Below are 20,987 nucleotides of genomic sequence, written 5' to 3'. Positions count from 1 at the left end.
GGTCGAGGCGCCCGCACGCGGACGGGGGTGGCCGCGCCTTCTAATCCCGCATCTTCGATGTGGAACGTGAGCCACCCGGCTCCGAAACCATCAAGGTCCGGCCCACCGCCCGCATTGCGGGCCGCTGCACAAATCCAGCACCGTCGGCACCACGCTGCGAGGCTCGGCTGATCGGCGAGAGCGCAGCCCCAGCCGCGAATTCGCGGGAAGAACCGCCACCCGCCCGCCGCCGGACCAGCCCGCGTCATCAGGCACCAGCGCCGCCGAACTCCACACCCTGAGGCTCGCATAACCGGCGAGGGCGAAAGCCCCCAGCCGCCGATTCTCCGCAACAGCCACCCTCACCCCGCGGCCGGACCGGGCCGTTCCATCAATCCCAGCACCGTCGAGCATCGGACCACCGCGTCCGCGTCTCCGGCAAACGTCAGCTTCCCGGTCGCCAGCGCTTCGAACGGCCCGAGCGCTCCGGCGCCGATCCGGACGAATGTCGTCGCGTCGGTGCGGATGCTCAGCACCGGCGAATCGGCGGGTCCGCGCGCCGTGGTCACGGCACCGTGGTCCAGGGTCAGGTGGAAGGTCTCCTCGTCCACCCGGAATTCGTACGTCTCCGCCACCTCCGGCAGCCGGCTGGCGTCTGCCATTGACTGCACTGCCAGCAGCGCCCAGTGCGGCCGCGTGATCATGTCGGCGCTTGGTTCGCCTAGCAGTCCGATGCCCCACTTCGACAGCGCCAGCACCGGTTCCCGCAGCTGCTCGCCCAGCGGGCCGAGCCGGTACGCGTGTCCGGCGCCGGTTTCGGAGCGTTCGACGATTCCGGCGGCGCTCAGCTTCTTCAGGCGGTCCGCCAGGAGATTGGTGCCGATGCCGGGCAGGTCCGCGAGCAGCTCGGTGTAGCGGCGCGGGCCCAGCAGCAGTTCGCGCACGATGAGCAGCGTCCAGCGTTCGCCGACGGTGTCCAGAGCGGCGGCGAGCCCACAGTACTGGCGGTACTGCCGCTCCCCTCTTGCGGTGGTCGTCACCGCCCCAGCGTACTACTGGATTTTCAAGTACGGCGTGAGGGCTGTCCGGAGTTTCCCAGGGACGGGGACCGGCTCCAGTCCGGCGGGGCCGCGGGTCATGCAGGCGACCGACTGATGTCCGCGCGCCACGAGTTGCGGCACCGCGACCTCGGTCCGGTAGTAGTCGAACGCCATCGCGACCCGGTGGCCGTCGAGTTCGGTCAGGGTCATGCGCAGTTCGACGACGTCCCCGGCGGTCAGTTCGCCGAAGTATTCGCAGCCGCAGCCGGTGGTGACCACGGCGAAGCCGTCGGTGAGCGAGGCGAGGACGTCCGGGGCGTGCTCGGCGAGGAACCGTTCCCGGCAATGTCCTTGCCAGCGAACATAATGCGCGAAGTAGACGTTGCCGACGAGGTTGGTCTCCTCCAGCGTCACGGGATGGCGGTACCGGTAGGCCGGGGTCATGCGGTGCCGCCAGCCGTGAGCAGGGCGATCGCGACGGGCAACCGGTATCCGTCCACGGTGAACACGGCGGAGGCGATCCGGGCGCTTCCGGCGGCGAGGACCAGCCATCCACCGTCGTACGCGCCGGAAAGCCTTGCCTCCGCAGGGCTTGCGCTCACCTGGGTCAGGCACCGGGTGACTGTCGAGGCTCGTGCGGCCAGGAATTCGGCGGGCTCGTCGCAGGGGCCCGACATCACCCGGAGCAGTCCGGGATCCGGTGGCTCGTGCGGTTCGACGAATTCCCAGGCACAGGCGACCGGGCAGGAGCTGTCGGCGTCCACGGTGAACGGTTCGCCGAGCGACACTCGCAGCGACGGGTCGAGCCCGAGCGCGACGGCCGTCCGGGTGAGCGCCACGGACAGCAAGGCCGGGGGCCAAGGCCGGTCAGCTGGCAGGGGTCCGGTGTCAGCCAGGCGCAGGCCGGTCCATCGGACGGCGGCCCGGCCTTCCGCGTCCGTGGCCAGGACGTCCCAGGTGTAACGGCCGTCGACGGCGTGTTGTTCGGTGCCGCGGAGTTCCCATCGCCCCCTGGCGCGCGGGTCGAAGTCGACGCGGTCGCAGGCGACGGGCAGGAGCCGACGCGTTGGCACGCATGACTGCAGGACGTGCACGGTGGCGTCGTGGGCGGCTGGGTCGCCGAGCACCGAGGTGTACCAGGGCTCGTCGTTCGGGGTGATCGCGGCTCGGCAGGACCACGGATCCGGGACGGCGACCGCCGAGACCCGGCGGAACTGTCCATTGTGGAACAGCAGCCGGTCGTAGAGGTCGGTCGGCTCGATCCGGCCGCGGTCGGGAACTTCCGGCGGTACGGCTTCGCTTTCCGTTGAGGACAGAGGGAACGTGGCGCTGAAGTGGTCCACGAGGAAGCCGGATTCGGCGCAGCGCAGCACGGTGGTGACGACGTCGCCCTCCCGCAGCGCGCACACGCGGATGACGTGCTCGCCGGTGTCGGGGATGACGACCGGACGATCGAACCTGACGTCGCAGGCGGTCGTCAAGGCCCGGCCCGCGACTGTCGAAGCGGCCTGCGCCAAGGCTTCCAGCCCGACGACTGCGGGCAGCAGGGCCGCCCCGTCGACGCGGTGGCCGTCCAGCCACGGGTCCGTGCGCAGGGAGAACGTCGAGTCGGCGACGAGTTCGACGCCTGGATGGCCTGCTCGGATCCGCTGGAGGAACCGGCCTGTTCCCGTCGGGAGTACCTCGCCGAGGCGTCCGTGCACTGACACGTCGGCGGGCGTCGACGGCGTGCGCAGCAGGCGCAGGAACAGCTCCGTTCCCTCCTCGACCGGGATCGGCGTGGCTCCGGAGCGGGCGAGGGCCCGCGCCGCGCCCATCCGTTCGGCCATGCCGGCTCCCGACCACGCGGACCAGGCGATGTCGAGCACCCGGCAGTCCGGCAGTTCCCGCGCGAGCCGCCGGGCTTCGGCGCGCAGCAGGCCGTTGGCCAGCGCGTAGTGGCACTCCCCCGCCATCCCGGCCGACCCGATCACCGACCCGAACGTGACCAGCAATTTCAGCGATTCAGGCGGGACGGCCGCGAGCAACGCGCGAAGCCCGGTGACCTTCGGGCGCAGGTGCGCGCGGGTCCGGTCAGCGGTCAGATCGGCGAATCGGGCGGGTTCGTTGATACCGCTCGCGTGCAGCAAAGCGGTCACCGGCCCGGTTTCGGCGGTGAGCTTTTCCACGGCCAGCGCGACAGCGTCGGGGTCGCCGACGTCGGCGGCCTCGTAGGCGACGCGGATACCGTCCGCCCGGAGCCGGTCCAGATTGGACTGGAGGAGTTCGTCGGTCTCCGGATGGGAGCGGCCGAGGACAGCGAGGGCGATTCCCGTGGTGCTGGCCAGTGCGTGCACGCACTCGTAGCCGATGCCTTTGCCGCCGCCGCTGACCAGGAGCACATCTCGGTCGTCGAGCGGCGTTTCGGCGGGCACCGCGGGCACAAGCTGCTCACGGGGTTCGTACCAGGTGCCGTCCTCGCCGAGGACCAGTTCGCGGAATCGGCCGGGTTCGGCATGGAGCGAGGAGAAGTCCTTCGCGCGCACCGGGACCTGGGCGAGGGTGATGCCGAGGTCGGGATGTTCGCGGTGCAGTGAGCGGAAGAAGCCGGTGATCGCGCAGTCGTGCGTCACCACTACGAGTGCCTTGTGATGCAAGGCTTTTTGCCCGGCATCGAGCAGCGCATCGATGTCTTCGGGGTCGGCGAGGTACACGGTTTCCGTCGGACGCCAGGGTTCCGGCCGGGACGGGACCAGCGTCTCGGTGAAACAGGCGAGCCACGGCCGCGCGCCCGGTGCCTCCAGGTCGGGTTCCGCGGTCTCCGGGAGTCGTTCGATCTCCGCGATCACCTCGCCGACCGAACTGTCGGCGAACGCCATCGACACCGACGGCAGCGTCCGCCCGAGCGCCGAGGCCGCCTCGACGACGAGTTGGGTGGCCCGCAGCGAACTCAGGTTGAGGTCGGCGAGCAGGCGGGCGTCGGAGCCGATGAGTGCCGCGTCGAGTTCGGTGGCCTCGGCGAGCAGGCCGGTGACCGTCGCGGCGGCGTCGCGGGCCGGAGCGGCGTCCACGGCCTCCCTCGGGGCCGGGATCATCGACGGCGCCGCGGAACAGGGGTTCGTCAAGAACTCCGGTTCGCGGTCGAGGTCGATGGGGCGCGCGGCCCGTCCGGCGAACCAGGGAACGAGGTTCGCGGCAGCACCGGCGGCGAACAGCGCGGCGGCGCAATCGGCGGCTGCGCGGTCGCCGGATTCGCCGATGTCCAGGCTGACCGTCGGGGTCTTCCCAGCGGCCAGGGTGCTCAGGGCACGACCGGGACCCGCTTCGCAGAACAAGTCCGCGTCGACGGCCTCCACCGCGCTCCGGAACTGGACTGGCGCGCAGAGTTGCGTGACGAGCAGTTCGACGAGGTCATCGGTCTCGGTGAGGTGCCGACCGTACACAGTGGACATCACCGTGCGCCGTACTGGAGCAAGCTCGATGCTGCCGAGGAATGTGCGCCACGGGGCGGCGCAGGCGGCCATGGCGGGGCTGTGGAAACCGTGAGATACCGGAAGCCACGTGACCCGGAAACCGTGCCGCTCGGCCTCGCGAGCCACCTCCTGGAGTTCGGCCACCGTGCCGGAAAGCACCTGTGACTCGGCGGAGTTGTCGGCGGCGAGCACGACGTCTGTCCCTGCTCGGAGCTCCTCGGCCGCACTCGTCGCGACAGCGAGCATCCCGGTGCCGGACGTACCGTATTCGCTCATGATCCGGCCGCGTTCGACGGCCAGTCGTTCACCGTCCTCGGCGGACAGGCAGCCCGCCCACGTAAGCGCGGTCAGTTCGCCGAGGCTGTGCCCGATCGCGACGGTGGCGGTCACGCCCAGTTCCTCGAGCCAGGACAGCGCTGTCCGGGACGCGCGGTAGATCGCGGGCTGGGCCAGCGCGGTGTCGGCCGGTTCCGCGCCGCTCGCGCCCTGCCCGGGGAACAGCAGCGCGACCCGGCCCGGGACGGCGTTTCCCAGCCAGGAGCCCGGTGACGTCGAGAGCCGCCCGCTTGCCAGCGAAGGCATCTCAGCAGCTGCGCGGGTGGCGAGAGCGGCGAGTTCGGCCGGGGTTCGGGCGACGAGCGCGGCCCGGACTGGCCCGGCTGGGTTCCGGCGGCCGTACTGGCAGGCGAGGTCGTGCAGTTCGGCTCGCGACAGGCGTGACGCGACCTCGGCGATCCGGCCCAGTTCAGCGGCGACGAGAGCGGAGTCCGCACCGCTGACTGCGATGACGTCGTACTCCGGCGTGGACCGGTCCGTCACCGGCGACCGCACCGAGCGGGGCCGTGCCGGGGCGCCCAGCACGACGTGGGTGTTGATGCCGCCGAAGCCCATCGCGCTCACCCCGGCGAACCGGCGACCGCCCGGCCAAGGCTCCGGAGCACGCAGCACCCGCAGGGTCTCTCCGAGCGCCGGATGCGGCATCGCGCAGCCGGTGGTCGGCGGCAGAAGCCCGGACGACACGCTCAGCGCGGCCTTGACCACTCCGGCCGCTCCGGCAGCCGCCTTCGTGTGCCCGATGTTCGCCTTGACCGAGCCGAGCGCCGCGGCCGAAGCGGCCGTGGAACGAGCCCGGTTCAACGCGGTCAGCTCCACGACATCGCCGACCGCTGTCCCGGTGCCGTGTCCCTCGTACAGGCCGATCTCCGCGTGCTCGATCCCGGCCATCTCGCCCGCCCGGCGCAGCGCGAGCAGCTGCCCGTCCGCCTCGGGCCGGGTGATGCCGCCGCGGCCGTCCGAGGAGACGCCCCAACCGAGGATTTCCGCGTACACCGGCAATCCCGCCGCGTGGGCGTCCTCGGCGCGGGCGAGCGCGAGCATCCCGCAGCCCTCGCCCGGCCAGAATCCCGCCGAACGCTCGTCGTAGATCCGCATCTCCTCGGCGGCGAGCGCGCCGGTCTTGGCGAATCCGACCAGCTCGAACGGGTCGAGCGACAGGTCCACTCCCCCGGCCAGCGCGAAGTCCGCGCCGCCGTCCCGAAGTGCGCGGCAGGCGGTGATCACGGCGAGCATCGACGAGGCACACGCGCCGTCCACTGTGTACCCGCCGCCGTGGAAGCCGAAGTGATTGCAGATGCGGCCCGCGATGGTGTTGGCGAGGCTCCCGGCCAGCGTCTCGTCCCCGACCTCGGGAAATGCCGCCAGGTAACGCTTTTCGACCGCCGTGAGGTCCACGTCGTCGAGCGTCGCGCGCAGGACGTCGCGGACGTAGGGCCAGCGCAGCCGGAGAGCCCGGGCGCGGGTCACCTCGCCGGTGAGGCTGTTGCCGACGACGACGGCTACCCGGTCGGCGTCCAGACCGGCACCCGCCGGGTGACCTGCGTCGGCCAGCACGCGATCCGCGGTTTCCAGCGCGAGCCAGTGCGCGGGGTCGGCGGCGCGAAAGGTCGAACCGGGGATCCGGAACGCTTCCCGGTCGAACTCCCAGTCGGCCAGCACCGCGGCCTGGCTGCTGTAGGTCCGGTCCGGGACGCTCGCGTCGGCGCTCCAGTAGTCGGCTAGGTCCAGCCGCCCGGGTGGCAACTGCCGGAACGCGCGGCGTTGGTGGAGCACGGTTTCCCACAGTTGTGCGGGGTCGTCCGCGTCCGGGTAGCGGCAGGCCATCCCGACGATCGCGATCGGCTCGCCGGGTTCGCGGCGGGTCACGCGGGTTCCCGGGCCGGCACGGGCTCGGCGGCGGTGCGCTGCGCCGGGACCAGGACAGTCCACTGAGGACTCTTCCGGGCGGCGACCGCGAGCACCGCGGCCCGCAGCGCGCAGGTGATCGTCAGCGCGAAGAACAGGCCGAACACGACGTGGAATTGCACCAGGACGCCGTAGAACGCGGCCGTGGCGAGCCCGAAGCAGACCTGGTTCCGCCGGGAGGACGGCGTCGTGCCGGGGTCGGTGATCATGTAGTTGGTGAACAGCACGAACGCCGTGCCGGTGATCGGCAGCACCGCGCTGACCAGCGAGATGTCGGTGAACAGCGCGCGCAGCACGGCTTGGGCGAGGAAGCCGCCGACCCAGCCCAGGATGAGCGGTACCTTGCCGGTGAGCTTCGCGTTCAGCATGGTCCCGGCGATCAGCAGCAACGCGGGCACGACCGCGCCCCACCAGCCGGTGACCCATTCGGTGAACTCGTACGGCGGCGCGATGCCGACCCAGCCGAACAGCAGCAGGACCGCCACGATCCCGACGTTGCTCGGGTTGAGCACGTGCCTGCTCTTGCCGCCGATCCGCACCCGCACGATGTACTTCGACGCGACGCCGACGACCGAGGCGAGCACGGTCGGCATGAACCGGTCGTTGGCGTACAGGAGCATCGCGCACGCCATGCCGGTGATGTAGGCGGGAAGCAGGAAGTCGACCACCGCGCCCAGCTTGCCGAGGTACCGCGGACGGCGTCCGGAGGTCGCGGCCTCCACCGACTCCAGCACGATCTCCGCGGTCAGCGCGGCGAACACGGCGACCACCGGCGTGAGATACGCCTGTTCGAAGCCGAGCACGGTGTGGCCGAGCACGGTCAGCACGGTGATCGACGCGCCGAACCGGCGCAAGGCAGCGGAACGGCGTTCGCTCGGAGACTTGGTCACCGGTCCTCCTCGATGGTGCCGTCGGGGTTGAGCCGCAACTGGTGCCATCCCGGCGCGAGCGAAACCGAACCGTCGTGGCGGTGTCCGCAGCCGTCCCGCCACGCCAGGCGGACCGGTACGGAGGACGGCGGTTCGCTGCCCAGGCCGAAGTGCAGGTCGGGAGCGTTGACGCCGTTGTGCCCGTTCGCCGGGTACACCTGCTGCAACCGGTTCCCGCCACCCGGCGCGGCGACCTCCGCTTCGGCCCCGATCGCGGGTGACGTCGGACCCGGTGCTCCCGCGCGGCACGCGTTGTCGCCGACAGGCTTTCGCAGGCGCAGCCCGAGGAACGCACCGGCTGGCGAGGTGTTCCGATACAAAGTGGACGGTGCCCACTGGTTCGCCACGACGAAATCGAGCCGCCCGTCTCCGTCGACGTCGCCGACAGCGAACGAGCGGCTGACCGCGTCGGTGCCGACGCCGATCCGGTCCGCGACGTTCACGTAACGGCCGTCCGCGTCGCGGGCGAAGAACGTGTTGTGGTCGTGTCCGGACAGGTCGGTTCCCTCGGTGAATCGCGGCCACAGCGCGGGACGGCTCAGCACGAGGTCGTTCGACATCGCGGTCTCCTGCAGTTGCGCCCACCGGTTCACCTCGCCGGCGACGAAACCGGTCGCGTGCATGACTTCCTCGGAACCGGAATTGCCGAAGTCGGCGGCTTTGACGTCCCACGACCATCCGGTGCGAGACAGGCCGAGGTCCTCGCTGTGGTCGTCGTAGGGCGCCACGCCGTCGCGTAACCGGGCGGCGGTTTCGGCGCGGCCCATAGTGGATTGATAGGCGAAGTTGCTTTCCTGCAACGCGTACGGCTCGGTGATGTTGCTGACCAGGATGTCCGGAACGCCCTTCGCGTCGAGGTCGGCGAAGGCGACGCCCATGCCCTTGAACGAATCGTTGCCCAGCACCTTCGACTTGGGCGTCGTCGCGTGCCGTGTCCCGGTCGCCGTGCGGAACGCTACGCGGCCCGGGGCGGATTCGTTGACCAGCAGGTGGTCGGGGCCGAAATCGTTGGCTACGTAGAGATCTGGCAGCCCCCGGCCGCCGATGTCCTGGGAGGCGAGCGCGAGCGCCCACCCGGTCCGGGTGTCCGGCGGGAAGGCGTCGGGCGCTTCGGCGAACCGGCCGGAGCCAGCGGAACGGAACAGCCGGAGCGTGCCGCCGTTCGCGGCGTGGGACAGCGAATCGTTCATCGTCAGCTCGGGCTGGTGCGCGGTCGGGTCGAGCACGCGCGCGCCGTCCGGGAAGTAATTGCCGAACACCAGGTCGGGGTGCCCGTCGCCGTCGAAGTCGCCGATCGTCGCGGCGTTGGTGTTCCAGACCTGCCACGGGCTGACCAGCTCGCGCGGCCGGAACGCGGCCGCCGACGGCGTGTTCCCCGGCAGGCGCTCGAAGATGACCGGGGAACGGCCCCAGTAGTAGACGACGACGTCCTGGCGGCCGTTCTCGTCCACGTCGGCGGGCAGGCAGCCCATCGGAGCGGCGTAAGACGGCATCTCCAGCCCGGACGGGGCCAGCGTGAACGGCTGGTACCGCGCGCCCGTGCCGGGCGCGGGTTCGACGGTGACCGTGTCCGTGCGGGGATCCACCAGGCAGACGTCGTGCGCGACCGGGCCGCCGTCCGCGGCGAACAGCGCGGTCGCCGCGCCTACCGACGAGATCCACGACCGGATCTGGTCGTAGGCCGGGGCGACGGTCCGGAGGTGCCGTCCGCCGGGTGCGTTATCCGGGCTGATCTGGGCGGCGGTGAACGAAAACTGGTTCGCCAGCTGGGTTTCCTCCGCCGAAGACGGCTGCGGAACGACCGTGAACGCGAACACCGCCGCGCAGCCGAACAACGCGACCAGGCGGGCCAGATGCCGGCGCAGAAAGGGTCTCATCGGCTCTTCCTCTCCCACAGGTACCGGATGTCCGCGCGCCAGCGCTGGTAGTGCGCGAGCGTCGACGGATCGGGCGTGAGCTGTCCGAGCGCCTGGTCGGTCCAGTCCGCCGCGACGTCGGTACTGGCTCCGGCCAGCACTTCGGCCGCTTTGTCGGTGTGCGCGGGCACGATTCCGCTGACCCGCCGCGCGGCGCAGGCGAACGCGCAACCTTGTGCGAGGTGCGCGCGGAACGTGCCGGACAGGTCGGCGAGCCGGGCGAGTTCGGCGGCGTCGGCACCGCCCGCGTAGGTCGCGGCGAGGCCGATCCCACTCCACAGGTCTGCTCGTCGCGCTGCGGGGAACTCGGCGATTCGCAGGGCGACACCGTCGGGGTCGGCGCATTCGCAGAACCACAGCGCCCGGCCGAGCCCCTGGTCGCGGATCTGTCGCGGTCCGGGACCGAGCCCGGGTTCGACTCGATGGCGTCCGACAACCCGGTCGGTGTGGAAAAAGCCTTGGTGGAAGCCGTATCCGTCCCAGGCCAGCCAGCGCAGCAGCGGATCTGTCGCGGTGCTTCGGAAGGGGCGCAGCCGCAGCCGGGCGTGGGCCCAGCCGACACCGACGTGCACGAGGTGCGGGTAGTCCGCGGCCGGTCCGTGCACCAGTGCCGCGACCCGGGCGCGCCGGAGCGGGAGGAGCACGTCCAGCAGGGCGCAACCCATTCCCGCGCCCTCGAACGCGAACCCGCGCGATTCCGGTTCGAGCGCGGCGACCTGCTGGCCGAGCGCCTCGCTGTCCGGCTCGATCGAGGCGTTCAATCCGGTCAGGAACGCGCGTCCGGCCGATTCCAGGACGCCGCGCGCCGGGCCGGGCCGCAGCCGGAACCGGCGCAGTCCGAAGTCGGCCTGGCTCAGGTCCTGGCGCAGCGCCCTGGCCAGGATTCCGGGGCTCACCTCGCTTCCCGCGGCGCGGCCACGACGTGTTCCATCAGGGCGGTGACCAGCAAGGGCCGGGCCTCCCGCTGGAAATCGACGCCGGGATGGAATTTCCGCACGGTGCCCTCCAGCACCAGCAGGGACAGGATCGGGAACACGAACTGCGGATCGGCGTGGAGGCCGCGGCGGCGCTGGATGTCGAAGAGCTTGGCGGCGAAGGAAACCAGGTCGAAATCGGCCGCGTTGCGTCCGGTGTGCTTCTCGACCAGCGCGGCCAGTTCCGCGCGGAATCCCGCTGTGTCGGAGCCGGGGTGCGTTTCCGCGGTCGACAGCACGATGTCGGCGCAAGCCTCGCCGTCGCCCTGGCTCATGCAGTAGAAGAACGCGGCGAACTTCTCCCGCGCGGACTCCGACAGCCGGACAGTGAAACCCGCGTCCAGTACGACGATCGAGCCGTCCTCGCGGAAGTAGAGGTTGCCGGGGTGGAGGTCGCAGTGCACCACTCCGTCCAGGAAAAGCATCCGGTACACCGCCCGCAACGCCCGCACGACCGCGTTCTCGCGCTCTTCTTCGCCGAGATCCTCCGGACGGCGGCGAGCCAGCCCGTCCAGGAAGTCCATCACCAGAATGTCCTCAGTGGACAGTTCAGGGCGGACTCCGGGAACGGTCACTCCGTCCGCGACGCTGAGCGCCTTTCGGAAACCTTCGAGCAGCTCCGCTTCCCTCGCGAAATCCAGTTGCGCGCGAATGCTTTCGGCGAGCTGTGCGGCGACAGCGTTGACCGGCACGCCGCGCAGCATCGGCAGCCTAGCCGCCAACCCGGCACCCCGTTGCAGCATCGCGAGATCAGCCGTGAGCGACCGGACGATGCCCGGCCTGCGCACCTTCGCCGCGACAGCTTGGCCGTCCGGGAGCACCACCCGGTACACGCAGGCGATGCTGCCCGCGCCGACCAGTCGCGGCTCGCCCGCGGCGATCCTCAGCGCGGGCGGCATCGTGCGCAGCGGAACCGGACGAACTTGGTCGTGCAGCCGGGAAAGCGCGCGGCACACACGCGGCGGCAGGATGTCCGCCCGCGTGCTCAACAGCTGGGCGGCCTTCACGAACGCCGGGCCCAGCGCCACGACCGTGTCCGCGAGCCAGACGTCTCGCTCGAACCGTTCGCCGCGCAGCCACGCCGCCGCCGTCGCCGGTCCCAGCAGCAGCGACCGTCCGGCGAGGACCGCGAACGCGCGTGCGGTCCGCAGCGCCACCGTGCCACCCCTCGAAAACGTCATCTCTCCCCTTCGCCGCCCGGGCCGGATGCCCGACGACCGACGTTACAAGCGGTAGCGCGGGATGTGCTCCACGTGACCGCAAGACCATCCGTTTCAGCGAAACCGGGGCGGAAACACCCGGCCGGGCAAGGTGTTTCCCTATCGGGGCAGGGAAACCGGCCGGGCTCGCTACCGCCCCTAGGCCGCGGGTCACGGCCGCCGCCTCGGTCGTGACCGCGACTGGCACGATCCAGGCACGGTGAACCACCCTGCGTAGCCGTCGCCCGGCCGCTTTCCCCTTACGCCGCGCAATACTCAGTCGACAGCGGCGGCCTGGTGCGCTTCCTGGCTGTCGCGGGCCGCGGGAAAACCGACCCCGAGCTGTTCCGCCGCGAGCGCGGTGCCTTCCAGCCGCGCGCGGATCTTGGCGAACGCGGTCTGGCGGGACGTCGACTGGTCGTCGGCGAACGGGGAAAACCCGCAGTCGTCACAGGTTCCCAGCTGCTCCACCGGGATGTACCGTGCCGCGCGCAGAACGCGGTCGCGCACCTCCTCGGCGGACTCCACCCGGGGATCGATCGGGTCGATCACCCCGACGAACACCCGGATCCCCGGCCTGAGCTGATCCGCGATGACGCGCAAGACCCGGTCCGGGTCGGACTCGCTGGCCAGCTGAAGATAGAAATTTCCTGCGGTGTGCTGGAACAGCGCGGGAAGCAGGTCGGCATAGTCGACGTCGAGACTGTGCGTGGAGTCGAGGTCGCCGCCCGGACAGGTGTGGACGCCGATGCGCGCGCGTTCGGATTCGCTGAACCTCTCCAGGACCCGGTTGTTCAGCTCGACGAAATCGCGCAGGATCTGCCCGCTGGGATCGAGTTTCAGCGACAGGCGCCCCTCGGTGAAATCCAGCTGGACAACGTGCGCGCCCGCGTCCAGGCACCCGCGGATATCGGCTTCGGCGCCGTCGACCAGATCGTCGAGGAAATTCTCGCGCGAATAGCCGTCGATCCCGGATGCCGGGTATAACAGAGACAGCGCGGAAGGCGCGATGACCGCCTGTTTCACCGGAATTTTCGTGCACTCCCGCGCGGCCCGCACGTAGCGCTCGGCGTGCTCCTGGTAGCGGAACGGCCCGGAGGTCAGGCAGGGCAGCTGCCGCTGATGCCCGTCGGCGAACGGGATGACGACGCCGTCCGCGGAAAGGTTCGCCGAGCCCGCGATCGGGTAGGTGACGAAGCTGGGTTTGCGCTGCTCGCCGTCGGTGACCACGGTCGCGCCCATCGCCGCTTGCGCCTCGATGGTCTCGCGAACGGCCCGGTCGAGAACGGAGGCGAAAGCCGCGTCGCCGAGCTGCCCGCTTTGCCGCGCGGCGAGGGCGCCGAGCAATTCGGGTGAACGGGGGATGCTGCCGATGGGCTCGGAAGGAATGGTCATGCGGCGAGCCTAGAAGCGACCGGGGCCGGGCGACACGGGAAAGAACACGGGAGGACGCTGCAATCCTTCTTTCGTGCCATTACCGGCTTGAGGGTGTTGACACGGTGGAGCGGTGTTGTGAGTTCACTTTATTGGCGGAGTGTAAAAAAAGGTTTTTATCCGGCGATGACGCCGCGTTCCGCACTCCCGGCCAGGTCGTCGCACCGCCAGGTCGCACACGCGTCTGCCGTACGCGGTCCTCAACCTTCAGACACGCTTGTGTCGGGATCAGGCTGTGTGCTGCGACGACGCCGGAGATCAAGCATCGGAAGGACGACAAAAGGGGACAGCGTCAAGACAAGCGTCAGCGCCGCCCATCCGCTCGGAATTTCTTTGCCGCCAGCCGCGACAGCGCCGCTTAAGAACGGAAGGACCGAAAAGAGGAGCAGGAAGCAGCTGGGAAGCATGAGCCAGGGATGAAGAACGTGACTCGGCGCTGAACCGGCCGCGGCGTCGAAAGACCGTGGATCCCGGCCGTAAAGGCGCATCCGGAGCTGTCTTCGCGATCTCTCGGAAGGGTCGAGACCGCGCCAGGAGTCCGCGAGAACACGCCCGGCTTCGCTGATCGCGCGAGTAGCCCAGTAGTTCGAGAACAAGCAGGACGCGTTGCTGATCGTTCCCATCACAGAGGCCACCAGGAACACCCCGGAAACCACATAGGAACCAGCCGTCTTTTCAGCGTTCGCCGCCACGACCGCTATCGCGCCGACAAGGATGCTGTTCAAAGTCATCAGCCAGGTGACTCGCTGCCCGATCAGCTCGTGTTCGAATTTGAGCCGGTCCGCGAAGACTTCTTCCATTTCCTTGCCGGCCGAGCTCGCGTTCCCGTCGGTTGCCATCTCCTAAGCCGGGATGCCCGCGGCCGCGGCGATGCCCTGGTCAAGACTCAAGCTGTAGTCCAGATTCATATGGTCGGCGTCGTAGTACACGCTGACCTTCCCGATCACCGCGTAGCAGCGCTGCCGGTCGCAGAAGTAGTCGGTCAGGTCGAGCAGCCGGACCTTCGGGTCGGTGCTCGCCTTGGCCGCCGCGGTCAGCGGGTCCGCCGGTTGCGCGACCGACCGGGCGACCGCGCACTGCTGCGGGTCGTCCGGATTCAGCACTACGCAGTCGGTGGCGCGGACGAGTCCGTTGAGCGGCGGGTCGGCCATGACGAACACCGTCGCGCCGGCACTGGTCCACTGTGCCCAGTACGAGTTCAGCCCGTCCTGGTACTGCTCCGCCTGCGACCGTCCACTGTGGTCTTCGGCACGCTCGTGCCTGCTGTAGAACGACGTGAACACGTACGTGGGCCGCGTTTTCGCGATGTCGCCGGCCATCTGCTTCGTCCAGGCCATGCACCGCCGGTCGAGGGCGGTGCCGTGGTAGTTCAGGGCTTGGATTCCGGCGAACGGGCAGCCGCCCAGGTAACTCGTGTACATCAGCCAGTGGTTTTTGCGGGCGAGGCTCAGCAGCGGGCCCTGCCATTGCTGGGCGTGCGAGTCGCCGACCAGCCACACCACCGTCGGATTGACTGCGCCCTGGCTGAAATCGCATTTGGTGGTCGTCTTCGTGCCGTCGCTCGCCGAGTACTGCGACAGCGGCGGCGGGCAGTCCGCGGGCGCCGTGTAGTACCGGTTGGCCGGGCCCATCTCGACGCTCCTGGCCGGGCCGAACGGGTCGGCGCACGCATTGCCCGCCATCAGCGCCCTCGCACCGTGGCAGGGGCCGGTCATCTCGGCGGTCAGGTCGCGCGCCGCTTGGTCGACGTGCCGTTCGTACGTCCAGGTCAGGCCGCCCGCCGCAGCGCACACCACGAGCATTCCGGCCGCCATGGCGGCGAAGGTCGCCCCGGCGGTGCGGCTCAACGGCCGCCAGGTCCGGAGCGGGTCCTCGACGAGCCGCTTCGACGCGTACGCCGCGATCAGGGACGCGGCCACGATGCCGGCCTTGACCTGCCAGGTCAGCATGCCGGCGACCAGCGCGCCGGGGAAGGCGAACGGGGCCAGCATGATCAGCGGCCAGTGCCACAGGTACAGCGAATAGCTGACATTCCCGAGCCACTGCACCGGAGGCGACGAGGACAGCGGGGTGTGCCATTGCCGTCCCTCGCGGCTGCCGCCGAAGATGACCAGCGCGGTGCCGACGGCAGGCAGCAACGCCGTCGCGCCGGGGAATGCGGTCTGGTCGTCGAAGAGGATCGCGGCGACGGCGATAGCGGCGAAACCGGCCAGCGCGGCCACGTTCGCGGCGATCTTCGGCAGAAGGTATTTCGCGCCGCCGAAGGCCAGCAACGCGCCGAGCGCGAACTCCCACACCCGCACCGGAGTCACGAAGTACGCCTGGCTCTTGGACACGTCGGTGAACCAGATGCTGAACCCCAGCGAGGCGGCCCCGACGATCGCGACACCGGCGATCCGCGCCCGTCGCGCCCGGATCTTGAACAGCAGCAGGAGAAGCAGCGGCCAGAACAGGTAGAACTGTTCCTCGACCGACAGCGACCAGTAGTGCTGGGACAGGCTCGCCGACTGGGTGAAGTGCGAATAGTCGACGGAATGCGCGGCGAGCAGCCAGTTTTCCCAGTAGAGCGCGCTCGCGATGACTTCCTGCGCGTTGGACTCCCAGCGCGGATAGGGCATCAGGAAGTACGCCGCGACGATGATGAAGGCCAGTACGAGAAACGCCGCGGGCAGCAGGCGGCGCACGCGGCGGGCGTAGAACTTCGCGAGCCGGATCCGCCCGGTGCTCGCGACCTCGCGAACGAGATGCGAAGTGATCAGGAAGCCGGAAATGACGAAGAAGACGTCGACGCCGACGTAACCGCCGGTCAATCGCGAGGGCCAGAGGTGGTTCAGCACGACCAGCCCGACAGCCACGGCGCGCAACGCCTGGATGTCCGGCCGGAACGCCGGTCTTCGCTCCCCTGACGACTGCGAAGGCCGCACCGGCCCGCTCAACGTCCCCGTGCCCATTTCCGCCCCTTATGTCCCGCCCCGCTGAAAACTCAGTGATGCTAGCGGGACCGGCCGACGGGCTCGGCACGGGCTGGCCGAATCGCCGACGCGAGATGCGGAAAGAGGGGGCGGCAGCCACGCCGTCCCCCTCTTCGGTCCGCGGTCAGCGCCAGCCCAGTTCCGGGGCGACGTGAGTCAGGATGCTCTCCAGCACATGGGCGTTGTAGTCCACGCCCAACTGGTTCGGCACAGTCAGCAGCAAAGTGTCCGCGGCCTGCACCGCCTCGTCCTCCTTCAGCTCCCGGACCAGTTCGTCCGGCTCGGCCGCGTACGAGCGGCCGAAGATGGCGCGGGTGTTTTCGTCGATCATGCCGATCTGGTCGCGCGAGTTGCGGTCGCGGCCGAAGTACGCGCGGTCCTGGTCGTTGGTCAGCGCGAAGATGCTGCGGCTCACCGAAACCCTCGGCTCGCGCGCGTGGCCTGCTTCCTTCCACGCTTCGCGGTAGGCCTCGATCTGCTTGCGCTGCTGGACATGCAGCGGTTCGCCCGTTTCGTCGTCTTTCAGCGTGGAGCTTTGCAGGTTCATGCCCAGCTTCGCCGCCCAGACGGCCGTCGCGTTCGAGCCCGAGCCCCACCAGATGCGGTCGCGCAAACCTTCGGAGTGCGGTTCCAGGCGGAGCAAGCCGGGCGGGTTGGCGAACATCGGGCGCGGGTTCGGCTGTGCGAAGCCCTCGCCTTCGAGCAGCTTCAGGAAGACCTCGACGCGGTCGCGGGCCATGTCGGCCTCGGTCTCGCCGTCGGCGGGGGCGTAGCCGAAGTACCGCCAGCCGTCGATGACCTGCTCGGGGGATCCCCGGCTGACGCCGAGCTGGAGCCTGCCCCGCGAGATGAGGTCGGCGGCGCCCGCGTCCTCGACCATGTACAGCGGGTTCTCGTAGCGCATGTCGATCACGCCGGTGCCGATTTCGATCTTCGACGTCCGCGCGCCGATCGCCGCGAGCAGCGGGAACGGGCTGCCCGCCTGGCGCGCGAAGTGGTGCACGCGGAAGTACGCGCCGTCGACGCCCAGCTCCTCTGCCGCGACCGCGAGGTCGATCGACTGGTGCAGGAAGTCGGAGGCCGACCGGGTCTCGGAGTGCGCGCTCGCCGACCAGTGGCCGAACGAGAGGAAGCCAATCTTCTTCACAGATGCTCAAACGTTCAACTACCCGGCATCATTCCCGGACGCCCGGAGAGGCTCAGCGGGCGAGGCGTTCCCGCAGGACGACGGTCACCGTGTCCCCGGCCTCCTTGCCGATCGCCTTCCGGAGCCCGGCGTTGACCGGGAGTTTGTGGGTGCCGTCGCCCAGCGCCATGAACGAGCCGCGGAACGGTTCGCCGTCGACGGTTCCGCGGACTTTCACCAGGCCGCGGGTGCCGAAGAACTCCGCCGAGCCCGGCCAGACCAGATAGGTGTGGCCGCCCTTGGCCGGGCTCTTGCGCAGGGTCGCGGTGAATTCCTCGTTGAGTTCGCTCATGATCGGGTGCTCCTTCGCCTCGGATGACTGTTCATCCCGAGGTACGAACCTGGTCTGCGGATTTCGACACCGGTCCGGGATCCGGATCGTAGAACTTCAGCCGCGGGTGCGTCGATCGGCGAGAAACCGGAGCCCGGGCTACGCGGACGGCTCCCGCGGTGCGACCAGTTCGGTCAGGGTGCCGACGAGGTCGGTGCGGCGCGATCCCCGGGCGAGACCGAAGCAAGTCCCGCCTTCGCATGCTTCGCTGAGCGGGACCTCCTTGACAGCACCCCAGTGCACGCCGACGATGATTCATCAGATGTATCGGCCACTCGCTTGCCTCGATTCTCCTGATGATCGAGAAATCCCCCGCTAGGCATCGGACCACTGGACTTCACTGTGGAGGTTCCATGACGACCTTTCCTCGTCGGCACGCACTCGGCATGGCACTCGGCGGCGCGGTGCTGCTCGGGACAGCGGGCACCGCGGCGGCCGCGAGCGGGCCAGCGCAACCGGTGGTCACGGACGGCGCGGGCGCACCGGTCGTCCCGCCGCCTCCGCCGGTGCCCGTCCCTCTCGACGCCTGGTTCGACAACGACGGCATCGACTCCGCGAGCGCGCACGACGGGAACTTCGACGGCTCCGGCTACACCTTCCCGGCGGAGCAGATCCCGGCCGGAACCACGGTCACCGCGGGCGGCGTGCCTTATCTGCTCGGCTCGGCCGCCGCCGGGGCGAAGAACAACGTCATCGCGCTCGGCCAGCGCATCGACCTGCCGAAAGGCCGGTATTACGGGGCCGCGTTCCTCGTCGCGTGCAGCTACGGCAGCACCGGAGGCGACGCGACCGTCCACTACGCCGACGGCAGCACCAGCACCGCCAGCCTGTCCGGTTCCGACTGGTGGGGCTCCGGCGGAGCCGTCGTCTCGACCTTCCGCTACGGCCCGGGCGGGGTCGCCGACCAGAACCCGGTGTCGATCAGCACCGCGCAGGTGTGGATCGACCCGGCGCGCGAAGCGGTCGCCTTGACCCTGCCCAAGACCGCCCCGCCCGCCGCGAATGTGCCGAGCCTGCACGTGTTCGCGCTGACAATGCAGCCGATCGCCCAAGGCCGTTCGGCCACCGTCCTCGACGCCCGCGCCACCGCCAACCTCCTGCAAGACGGCGGTCCGCAAGCCGTCGAGGCGACGATCGTCAACACCGGCACCGTCTGGCTCGAAACGCGCGACCGGATCACCGTCACGCTCGACGTCCCCGGCGGCCGGGTCCGCACGCCCGCACCGATCCCCCGCCTCGCGCCGGGCGAGCAGACCACCGTGCGGCTCGGCCTCGCCCCCGACCGCGGCCTGCCCGCCGGGACCCCCGCGACCGGCCGGATCCGCGTGCTCGCCGACCGTTCGACGATCGCCACCCGGTCGCTGCCGGTGCCGCTCGGCATCCCGGACTTCCGGCCGACCGACGAGTCGCTGTCCACGCATCGCGCGCCGTATTGGTTCTGCGACGCCAAATTCGGGATCTTCATCCACTGGGGCGTGTATTCGGTGCCCGCGTGGGCTCCGGTCGGGCAGCAGTACGCCGAGTGGTACTGGAACAACCAGCAAGATCCCAACGGCCCCACCTACGCCTATCACGCGAAGACGTACGGCGAATCGTTCGTCTACGACGACTTCATCCCGAAATTCACCGCCGCGCGGTTCGACCCGCGTTCGTGGGTGCAGCTGATCGAGGACGCGGGCGCACAATATTACGTGCTCACGTCCAAGCATCACGACGGTTTTGCCTTGTGGGACACCAAAGTCAGCGGCCGCAACGCGAAGAAGCTCGGCCCGCGCCGGGATCTCGTCGCCGATCTGTTCGCCGCCTCGCGCAAGTACACGCCCGGTCTGCGCAACGGTCTCTACTTCTCGCTGCCGGAGTGGTTCAACCCGGACAACCCGTGGATGGGCCACCCGCCGCGCAACCCGTACACCGGCGCGCCGGTGCCCTACACCGGCTACACCGCCGGACGCGATTTCGTGAAGGACCTTCAGGCGCCTCAGGTGTTGGAGTTGATCGACGGCTTCGACCCGGACGTGCTGTGGTTCGACATCGGCGGCGTGAACGACAGCCGCGACGTGCTCACGGAGTACTTCAACCGGGCCAAGAACCGGCGTCGCCCCAAGGACGTGACTTACAACGACCGCGGCGGCATCCCGGATCATGACTTCACCACGCCCGAGTACACGACGTACCCGAACACTGTGGTCGCGAAGTGGGAGTCAAGCCGGGGACTGGACCCGTACTCCTACGGCTACAACCGCGCGACGCCGGACGACAAGTACATGACCACCGACGACGTGGTGCACACGCTGGTTGACGTGGTGTCGAAGAACGGCAACTTCCTGCTGGACATCGGCCCCGACTTCGACGGCACCATCCCGGCCGTGATGCAGCAGCGGCTGCGCGAGACCGGGGCTTGGCTGCGCACCAACGGGGAGGCGATCTACGGCACGACTTACTGGTCGCGGATGGCCCAGCTCGGCGACCTGCGGTTTACGGTGCGGCCTGGTTCGGCTTTCTACCTCATGTCGCTCGTCGCGCCCGGGTCGCAGCTCGTGGTCGACGCCCCAGTCCCGATCCGCCCCGGGGACCGCGTGTCGATGCTCGGCTACGGCGGTCCGTTGCACTGGAGTCAGAGCGACGGCCGTCTGGTAATTGACGTCCCGGCGGCGGCGCGGGCGGCCGGGAAGCACTCGTGGGTGTTCAAAGTGGACTGGCGCTGACACTGGCCGGGGCGGTCCGCGATTGGCCGCCCCGGCAGCCGCTTTCCCCGTCCCGCGCACGGGCCGCGACATCGGCGTCCGAACAGAAGCCGCGGCCGCTGCGCTTCAAACACAACAGGCCGAGCAACCGACCGCTCGAGTCCACCACCGCCAGCCTGCGCCGGGACATCCCCAGCCACGTCGCATAGAGATCCGCCTCCGGGCCAACGACCCGCCCAGTCAACCGACCTGCCCGATACGCCGGAAGCGCCTCCGCCAGCCCGTCAAGATCCGGTCGCTCCACGACGCTCAGCAAAGTCTCCCCGGAGACGACCAGCGCGGCATGCACATGATCGTCCTCGAAAAGCCCTCGCACCTCACCAACGGTCGCCGATGCTTCGAGCACCTTCGGCACCCGGAGCATCGCCTCGCCGACGGTCGACGCGCCGCGGAAATCCGGGGACGTCACCGCGGGTTGTTCCACTCCGCGTCGGACCGGTCCTCCGCCGCCGTACGCTCCCGCGCCAGTTCCAGCGCCCGGCGCGCGGTGGCCTCGTCCGGGTACGGGCCGAGGCGGTCGACGCCGCGCGCTTGGCGGCCGCGTTCGACCTCGTTCGTTCGCGTGTTGTAGAACCATTCCTCAGACATCG

General features: G+C 69.7%; 16 protein-coding genes. 1 reads left to right on the top strand and 15 read right to left on the bottom strand.

Annotation, left to right across the window (positions count from 1 at the left end; all coding sequences use genetic code 11):
* Window positions 1-341: 341 nt before the first annotated feature.
* The 13 genes from ACFORO_RS18825 to ACFORO_RS18765 all read right to left on the bottom strand — a co-directional run bounded on the left by ACFORO_RS18825 (window position 342) and on the right by ACFORO_RS18765 (window position 17,896).
* Window positions 342-1,019, bottom strand: a complete 678-nt coding sequence (locus ACFORO_RS18825) for a winged helix-turn-helix transcriptional regulator (RefSeq protein ID WP_377870908.1) — start codon at window positions 1,017-1,019, stop codon at window positions 342-344.
* 12 nt (window positions 1,020-1,031) lie between these two features.
* Window positions 1,032-1,433, bottom strand: a complete 402-nt coding sequence (locus ACFORO_RS18820) for an acyl-CoA thioesterase (RefSeq protein WP_377870909.1) — start codon at window positions 1,431-1,433, stop codon at window positions 1,032-1,034.
* A gap of 26 nt (window positions 1,434-1,459) precedes the next feature.
* Window positions 1,460-6,673: an SDR family NAD(P)-dependent oxidoreductase gene (locus ACFORO_RS18815; RefSeq protein WP_377870910.1), complete on the bottom strand. Its 5,214-nt coding sequence runs from the start codon at window positions 6,671-6,673 to the stop codon at window positions 1,460-1,462.
* A complete protein-coding gene (locus tag ACFORO_RS18810; RefSeq protein ID WP_377870911.1) occupies window positions 6,670-7,602 on the bottom strand; it encodes an enediyne biosynthesis protein UnbU in 933 nt (310 codons plus the stop codon). Before ACFORO_RS18810 ends, ACFORO_RS18815 begins: the two co-directional genes overlap by 4 nt.
* Window positions 7,599-9,518 carry a CRTAC1 family protein gene (locus tag ACFORO_RS18805; protein ID WP_377870912.1) on the bottom strand — a complete coding sequence of 640 codons (1,920 nt, stop codon included), beginning with the start codon at window positions 9,516-9,518 and terminating at the stop codon, window positions 7,599-7,601. Before ACFORO_RS18805 ends, ACFORO_RS18810 begins: the two co-directional genes overlap by 4 nt.
* Window positions 9,515-10,453 (bottom strand): DUF1702 family protein, encoded by a 939-nt coding sequence (locus tag ACFORO_RS18800; protein ID WP_377870913.1) that lies wholly within the window; start codon window positions 10,451-10,453, stop codon window positions 9,515-9,517. The genes ACFORO_RS18805 and ACFORO_RS18800 overlap by 4 nt, the downstream gene beginning before the upstream one ends.
* Window positions 10,450-11,712 (bottom strand): ABC1 kinase family protein, encoded by a 1,263-nt coding sequence (locus tag ACFORO_RS18795; protein WP_377870914.1) that lies wholly within the window; start codon window positions 11,710-11,712, stop codon window positions 10,450-10,452. Before ACFORO_RS18795 ends, ACFORO_RS18800 begins: the two co-directional genes overlap by 4 nt.
* Before the next feature lie 294 nt (window positions 11,713-12,006).
* On the bottom strand, window positions 12,007-13,125 hold the full coding sequence (locus ACFORO_RS18790; protein WP_377870915.1) for a cobalamin-independent methionine synthase II family protein: 1,119 nt from the start codon (window positions 13,123-13,125) through the stop codon (window positions 12,007-12,009).
* Between the two features lie 239 nt (window positions 13,126-13,364).
* Window positions 13,365-14,003: a hypothetical protein gene (locus tag ACFORO_RS18785; protein ID WP_377870916.1), complete on the bottom strand. Its 639-nt coding sequence runs from the start codon at window positions 14,001-14,003 to the stop codon at window positions 13,365-13,367.
* A 3-nt stretch (window positions 14,004-14,006) separates the two neighbouring features.
* Window positions 14,007-16,115 carry an acyltransferase family protein gene (locus tag ACFORO_RS18780; RefSeq protein ID WP_377870918.1) on the bottom strand — a complete coding sequence of 703 codons (2,109 nt, stop codon included), beginning with the start codon at window positions 16,113-16,115 and terminating at the stop codon, window positions 14,007-14,009.
* Window positions 16,116-16,260: 145 nt separating this feature from the next.
* Window positions 16,261-17,283, bottom strand: a complete 1,023-nt coding sequence (locus ACFORO_RS18775; protein WP_377870919.1) for an LLM class flavin-dependent oxidoreductase — start codon at window positions 17,281-17,283, stop codon at window positions 16,261-16,263.
* A 52-nt stretch (window positions 17,284-17,335) separates the two neighbouring features.
* A complete protein-coding gene (locus ACFORO_RS18770) occupies window positions 17,336-17,614 on the bottom strand; it encodes a DUF1905 domain-containing protein (RefSeq protein ID WP_377870920.1) in 279 nt (92 codons plus the stop codon).
* A gap of 138 nt (window positions 17,615-17,752) precedes the next feature.
* Entirely contained in the window at window positions 17,753-17,896 is a 144-nt protein-coding gene (locus ACFORO_RS18765; RefSeq protein WP_377870921.1) for a hypothetical protein, read from the bottom strand.
* 110 nt (window positions 17,897-18,006) lie between these two features.
* Between ACFORO_RS18765 and ACFORO_RS18760 the strand changes: the two genes are divergently transcribed.
* Window positions 18,007-20,358, top strand: coding sequence for an alpha-L-fucosidase (locus ACFORO_RS18760; RefSeq protein WP_377870922.1), 2,352 nt, complete (start codon window positions 18,007-18,009; stop codon window positions 20,356-20,358).
* Here the strand turns inward: ACFORO_RS18760 and ACFORO_RS18755 are convergent.
* Together ACFORO_RS18755 and ACFORO_RS18750 are read right to left on the bottom strand one after the other, a co-directional pair.
* On the bottom strand, window positions 20,339-20,806 hold the full coding sequence (locus tag ACFORO_RS18755; RefSeq protein WP_377870923.1) for a hypothetical protein: 468 nt from the start codon (window positions 20,804-20,806) through the stop codon (window positions 20,339-20,341). The genes ACFORO_RS18760 and ACFORO_RS18755 overlap by 20 nt on opposite strands.
* Window positions 20,803-20,985: a hypothetical protein gene (locus ACFORO_RS18750; protein WP_354735576.1), complete on the bottom strand. Its 183-nt coding sequence runs from the start codon at window positions 20,983-20,985 to the stop codon at window positions 20,803-20,805. Before ACFORO_RS18750 ends, ACFORO_RS18755 begins: the two co-directional genes overlap by 4 nt.
* Window positions 20,986-20,987: the final 2 nt, after the last annotated feature.

It is taken from the genome of Amycolatopsis halotolerans, from assembly GCF_042647905.1.
In the GTDB taxonomy this organism is placed as follows: domain Bacteria; phylum Actinomycetota; class Actinomycetes; order Mycobacteriales; family Pseudonocardiaceae; genus Amycolatopsis; species Amycolatopsis halotolerans.
The sequence above is the reverse complement of the archived record's forward strand: the minus strand, read 5'-3'. Positions and strand labels throughout refer to the sequence as shown.